Here is a 6804-nt window from a genome sequence, read left to right as displayed (position 1 = left end):
ATTAAAATAAGCGGGTACAGTTATGACCGCTTGAGTCACTTTTTCGCCGAGATAACTTTCCGCATCTTGTTTAAGTTTTTGTAGTATCATAGCCGAGATTTCTGCGGGTTTATACTTTTTATCGCCCATAACCGCTACAGCATTTCCTTCTGAATCTTTTTCTACTTTATATCCTACAATATCAATTTCTTTGGGCACTTCGGCATATTTTCTTCCCATAAATCTTTTTATAGATGTAACAGTATTTTGGGGATTTATAATTGCCTGTCTTTTTGCTGCAGGACCTACAAGTCTTTCTCCTGATTTTGTAATTGCTGCTACAGAAGAAGTAGTTCTTCCGCCTTCAATGTTTGAGATTACTGTTGGTTTTCCGCCTTCCATAACTGCCATACAAGAATTCGTTGTCCCAAGGTCTATTCCGATTACTTTTGACATTAATGTATCCTCCTTTTAAATATTTTCATACTATTGTCACTGTTATACACTACGCAAAGTTTATGCCATGCAAAATAGTTTATGGTTTATAGTTGATAGTATATAGTGAAAAAACAACTTGCGGAGAGGTTGTATTTTTTATTTTTAAATCCAGTTTTTTTATAAACGATAAACCATCAACCATAGACTATCAACTATAAACTATTATTTTGGGACTATTTGATACAATTTCTAGGATTTGTTGGATAAACTGGGACTTTTTGACCCACTGACTTAGTATATGGTATTTAGCGTTTGGTTTTTGGCTTGCCTTGCTATTGTTTCAGTGGCAGATCTGCCCTGTCGATATAGTTCTGTTCGCCAAATCTTCAGTGGCGGGAAAATGGTCGGGGAGCGTGGCAATCTATCCATAAATGGTCGCTGTGCCCCGTACTCTATGTGCTTGTCCCGCAATGATAGTTGCGAAATTGGTTATTGGATGTTGCCCTCCACTATATCCTAAATACTAAAAACCATACACCATAAACTATTTTACGATAGTTTTCTGCGAAGGGTTTTTCTGCTTATTCCTAGTATTTTAGCCGCTTCAGATTGATTACCTCCGGCTTTTTTCAAAGTATGATTTATAGCAATTTTCTCTATTTCATCTAACTGCATTGGTCCTTTTATGTTTATAGTCTCTTCAATACGAGACTCTTTCACATAGGAAGAGACTTCTTTAACTCCTATTATTTCCTTATTGGAAAGGACCACGATAGACTCAATAGTATTTTTCAACTCTCTTACATTGCCACGCCAATTATGGTTTTGCAAAAGGATAAGCGCTTTGGACGATATCCCTTTTATTCTTTTTTTGTTTGCTTTGCTTGATTCTTTTATAAACGAATGAATTAGTATAGGAATATCTTCTCTTCTCTTTTTTAATGGAGGAACCTCAATTTTTATCACATTCAGTCTCCAATAAAGGTCTTCTCGAAATTTATCATCCTTAATCAATTTCTCTAAATCTTGATTAGTAGCCGCAATAATTCTCGTGTCCACTTTTATTGTTTTAGTTCCGCCTACTCTTTCGAATTGTCTTTCTTCCAAGACTCTTAACAATTTAACCTGAACCGAAGGAGAAATTTCGCTTATTTCATCCAAGAAAAGAGTGCCTCCGTCTGATAGCTCAAATCTGCCTTGATTTGAGCCTATTGCGCCGGTGAAAGCTCCTTTTTCATGGCCAAACAACTCCGATTCCATAACTCCTTTCGAAAGAGCAGAACACTGAACTGCAATGAAATTTTTATCTTTGCGGTCGCTTTTTTGATGAATAGCTTTTGCAATAAGTTCTTTACCTGTGCCTGATTCACCCTGAATTAGAACCGTAGCTTTCGTAGGCGCTACTTGTGAAATTTTATCAAAAACTTGTTTCATTTTTTTTGATTGCCCGATAATATTTTCAAAAGAATAACGTTCATTGATTCCTTTCTTCAATAATTCGTAATCTTCTTTGAGTTTTCTATAAGAAAGCGCTCTTTGTATTACTATTGATAATTTATCCAAATTCACAGGTTTAGTAAGATAATCGTATGCTCCTAATTTCATAGCTTCTACGGCATTGCCAACCGTTCCGTAAGCGGTTAAAATTATCACAAACGTTGAAGGAGAAATTTCTTGGGTTTTTTTAAGAACTTCTATCCCGCTTATACCGGGCATTTTCATGTCAGATAAAATAATACCTATCTTATTCTTCTTTAAATAATCAATAGCTTCTTTCCCGCTGGAAAAAGCTATAACTTTATATTTTTCTTCTTCCAGAAATTTCTTTAATCCTTCTTTCGTATTTTTATCGTCTTCTATTATTAATATATTCTGTTGCATAAATTTTATCCTTATTTATTCCAACCTAATTATTTCAGCTTTCATTTTTTCCGTATCAAGAATAGCAATTGTCGAGTTTCCTGTAATCCATCCTCCGCATTCTCCGGGATTAATAATCAAGGTATGACCTTGCTTTAAATCAATCTTATGCGTATGTCCGTAAATTATAATATCGTATTTTCCGCTTTCAGCAAGCTTTTGTACTAAAGTTTCCCTGTGAAACAATATTGTTTTTTTCTTGTCTATTATATCCTCATAAACATCATCATATATTTTGCCTATGTTTTTAAATTCGGCTTCTAATAGTAATTTATCACCGTCATTATTTCCGAAAACTCCTGTAAATTTACATTTAAGATTTCTAAAAGGTTTTGATGTAAATGCAGAGACAAAATCTCCCGCGTGGAGAACACGACCAACTTGTCTTTGATTGAATATTTCTATAGCCTTATTCAAATAAGGTATATTGTCGTGAGAGTCCGATAGAATTCCAAGAAGCATAATTTTTAAATTACTAATTACCAATTCTCCGAAGAAGTCCGATACTCAATCTTTTCGGAGTCATCGGACCTAATTTCTACGGCCTCCGCCATAGGCTTCTGCCGTCGGCGGAATGAAATGCACAATGTCCAAATCCGAATGAAAAATTAATGAACAAAGTCTCAAATTCCAATTGGGTATAGTATCTACAAAAAAATCATCATTGGATATTGTTTCGTCTTTCGATTAGGTTAATCGTTTTTTCTTTTTTCACGTAACCGTTAAACTTAATCGATACGGGTTTCCTATCCGCTTCGCAAGCAGGCGTTACCTTTGCCTGTTAACATTTTTGTTTTTAAATCCAGCTTATTTTGCGCCTAAAACATCGTATTCAATTCTCAATCCCGCAGTAAAAGTAATATCATCCGTAAAGTCCGCCGCGCCTAAAGTCAGGTAATAATTTTTCCATATTTTTTGATTTAAAAACATTCGACAATACGGTTTCTCATCCCGTTGATCTATAAACCCTTCCAACGTAATTGCAGTCTTATTATTGGGGAACATATAATCTATTCCAGCTCCTAGCGAAGCTTCAATTATTCCGCTTCTTAAGGTAATGCTGTCATCCTTGAATCTTCGGGCTATTTGAACCGTCGCTTTCGCGGGCTGTTCCCAAGGTTCTTTTGATATACCTAAAAGATAATAACTTGAAGAAGATGGCTCTATTCTTAAAAACCCCTCATGTCTTGTTCCCTTCTCGTTTGTAATGTAATCTCCTTGATATCCCAAAACTGCTTTAAATTCTCCGTATGCATCCATCATTTCACTGGCTCTGCCGGATATTTTTTCTGTCGAATCTATTACACTCTTTCCTTTTTCGTATAACTCATCAGAAGTAATCAATTTACCTAGAGTTCCTTCGCCCCTTTCCAACTTATCGGTGATTGATTCCATATTTTCCATAGTAGCTTTTAGATGAGGTTTAATATCTTTAATTGTTACTCTTGCATCTTTTAGGGTTTCTTGTAATTGTTTAATCGTCTGTAGCGTTTCTTCATAAAGTTCTTCTTCTTTGACTAATTTTCCTATAGTTCCTTCGCCCTTTTCCACATCCGCCACTATATTGTTTAGGTTGTCTGCAATTTGGTTAAGCGAAATAATAAGCTTTTGCACCGATTCTCTATTCTCTTGTAAAATTTGACGGGTCTCGTCGGATGTTTTCAAAATAGAATCGCTTAAATTAATTAGCACATCCTTAAGCTCGTCCCATGTTTCTCCGAACTGAGATACTATATCTTCAAATACCGGCGGGTCATATCCTTCTACGGTTTCTTCGGGTAAAATTGGTTTGGCTTTAGTTCTGCCCGGCGAAATAGCAACATATTTACCTCCCATCACAGAAACTTGAGCAATAGTAATCCTCGAATCTCTGGCTATTTTTGTCCTCTCCTGAATCCAGAGTTTAACCAATATTTTCTCTTCTGTCTCTTCTAGAGATGAAACTTCTCCGACTTTTAATCCTGCCAGTCTTACATCGTCTCCTGATTTTAATCCAGCAACATGATTAAAATTAGTTGTAAAAGTATATCCTCTTCTAAACGGACGAATTTTACCGAACAGGAAAATTACTGCGATTGTAAGGAAAATAGTGATTATAAAAAAGATTCCAACTCTTTTTTCTCGCGATAATTTCAGCATTTTCTATTCCTTTAATTATCTAATTTTCATAGGACCTTCAATTCTACCATGAATAAACTGTTGAACATAAGGGTTTTCGCTTTTCATGAATTTTTCTTTTTCGTCTATTGCTAAAATCTTACCGTTATATAACAAACCCACCCTATCTGCTATTATGTTTATACAATTAAGGTCATGAGTAACAACTATAGAAGTAGCGCCTGTTAATTTTTTCACCTCTAAAATCATTTGGTTAATAGAATTTGCGATAATCGGGTCAAGCCCACTTGTAGGGTCGTCGTAAAGAATTATTTGCGGGTCCATTACCAGCGCTCGAGCAAGCCCTACTCTTCTTCTCATTCCTCCTGATAAAGAATTCGGCATCTGTTCTTCTATATCTTTTAAACCCACAAGTTCAAGTTTTTCTTTGACCTTTTTAATAATTTTATCCCCGGAAATATTAGTACCTTCTCTCATTGGTAAAGCCACATTTTCAGCCACAGATAAGGAATCCAGCAAGGCTCCTGATTGAAACAACATTCCAAAAAGCATTCTGCGAATTACGCTTATTTCTTCTTCACTAAGAGGAGCTATATCAATCGCCCCGATATAAATTTGGCCACTGTCCGGCTTCATAAGCCCAATTAAATGTTTCAAAAGCACGGATTTGCCAATTCCGCTTTTGCCCAATATTCCAAGCGTTTCCCCTTTTTTAATATCGAGGTTCAGCCCATCTAAAACTTTATTACCGTTAAAACTTTTGGTCAAATTTTTTACCTTAATAGTAATTTCTTCTTCCATGTTTTAATAATTCAGTGTAATCTTTTTAGTTTATTTAATAAAGAATATGGGTTATAAAATAATCCGAAACCAGTATAAGCAAAAAGGAATCTACAACTGATAAGGTAGTGGCTTTGCCTACACCCCTTGCTCCGCCTTCGGTTTTAAGTCCGTGATAACAAGCCATAGTCGCGATTATTCCGCCGAAAACTATAGATTTTACGATACCGTTTGCAAAATCTTTTAACGTAACAAAATCTATCATGTGCCGTACATAGTCGTATAACTTTATGTTTAGTTGAGCTCTGCCGATTAAAAAACCTCCGCTTATACCTAAAACATCGGTTAAAATAGTAAGCAAAGGCAGGACTATTATAGCGGCAACAAAACGCGGCATAATTAAGTATTGTATCGGGTCAATAGCCATTGAACGAAGCGCATCCACTTCTTCTGAAACTTGCATCGTTCCTATTTCCGCTGTCATTGCGGCTCCTGCTCTACCCGCCACGATAAGACCTGTAAGAACCGGCCCAAGTTCTCTAACCAAAGTAGCTGCAACTCCGACACCTAAAAATTCTTGTGCTTGGAATTTTAATAATTCATGACCTGCCTGCAGTCCCATAACCATTCCTGTAAAGATTGCCATAAGAGATACCATAGGCACTGAATCTACACCTATTTCGGCTATCTGTTGAATTATTCGTTTGGAATTGCGATGAGCAAGCGTAGAGAAATATAGGGTTCGAAACAATAATATTATTACTTCTCCCGCTTTCTGAATTCCGCGGCCAAATGAGCTGTCTTCGTTATTGTTTGCCATTTTCACCCAATTCAATAATTTTATCCAATCGTTTCACAAATTCCTTGATTTGAGTTAGCGAAGGGTCTTGTTTAAGCGCTTCTTTATATATTTGTTTTGCCTTTTTGAAATCCTGCATATTGAAATAACAATTCCCTATTTTGGTTAAGATTCTAACATTTTTTTCGCCCAATTGCATTGCTCTTTGATAATTAACAGATGCTTTTTTCCATTGGTTTTTAGAATAGTAAATCTCCCCTAATCCTACATATCCGCCTCCAAAATTCGCGAGATTTGGATCAATTTTCTTTTTTTGTTCTTGAATAAGAATAGCCAAAGTATATTGAGCAAAAGCATTCTCCAATTCTCCTAACTGCATATATACCGCTCCCAAATTGCAATATATTTTAGATTCATAAGGATTTAATTCTATAGCTCTTTTCAGTCTTTTTTTAGCATCTTCCCATTTCCCCATCCTTAAATAAATAGAGCCCAAATTGTAATGTATATCTGCATAATCGGGTGCAAGTTCACCCAGTTTTAAATAAGTGTACAATGCCTCATCCATTTTATTTATTGCAGCGTATGCAAAAGCAAGACGGTAATATGCTTTTAAACTATAGTTATTCCAATGAATTGCTTTATTATATTGTTCAATAGATTCATCCCATTTTTCTTGATTTCTTAATACCATAGCAGTTTTAAGGTAGACAGAAGATTTTATTAACTTGATTGTTCCGTTTGTGTAAATAAGTCCGAGCAATATAGCC

Annotated in this window: 7 protein-coding genes; all 7 read right to left on the bottom strand. The window is 35.6% G+C overall.

What is annotated here, in order from left to right:
* A partial coding sequence (locus tag KAS42_00505) for an Hsp70 family protein (GenBank protein ID MCK4904714.1) occupies positions 1-435 on the bottom strand: 435 nt, incomplete at its 3' end.
* 531 nt (positions 436-966) lie between these two features.
* Positions 967-2298: a sigma-54-dependent Fis family transcriptional regulator gene (locus KAS42_00500; GenBank protein MCK4904713.1), complete on the bottom strand. Its 1332-nt coding sequence runs from the start codon at positions 2296-2298 to the stop codon at positions 967-969.
* 15 nt (positions 2299-2313) lie between these two features.
* A complete protein-coding gene (locus KAS42_00495; protein MCK4904712.1) occupies positions 2314-2799 on the bottom strand; it encodes a metallophosphoesterase in 486 nt (161 codons plus the stop codon).
* A 345-nt stretch (positions 2800-3144) separates the two neighbouring features.
* Positions 3145-4476 (bottom strand): MCE family protein, encoded by a 1332-nt coding sequence (locus KAS42_00490; GenBank protein ID MCK4904711.1) that lies wholly within the window; start codon positions 4474-4476, stop codon positions 3145-3147.
* Between the two features lie 15 nt (positions 4477-4491).
* Positions 4492-5256, bottom strand: a complete 765-nt coding sequence (locus tag KAS42_00485) for an ABC transporter ATP-binding protein (protein MCK4904710.1) — start codon at positions 5254-5256, stop codon at positions 4492-4494.
* A 34-nt stretch (positions 5257-5290) separates the two neighbouring features.
* Positions 5291-6055, bottom strand: a complete 765-nt coding sequence (locus tag KAS42_00480; protein ID MCK4904709.1) for an ABC transporter permease — start codon at positions 6053-6055, stop codon at positions 5291-5293.
* The coding region (locus KAS42_00475) for a tetratricopeptide repeat protein (protein ID MCK4904708.1) at positions 6042-6804 on the bottom strand (763 nt) is incomplete at its 5' end. The genes KAS42_00480 and KAS42_00475, both read right to left, overlap by 14 nt.

The sequence above is a fragment of the bacterium genome (assembly GCA_023135785.1).
Taxonomy (GTDB): Bacteria; CAIJMQ01; CAIJMQ01; order CAIJMQ01; family CAIJMQ01; genus CAZNJA01.
The sequence above is the reverse complement of the archived record's forward strand: the minus strand, read 5'-3'. Positions and strand labels throughout refer to the sequence as shown.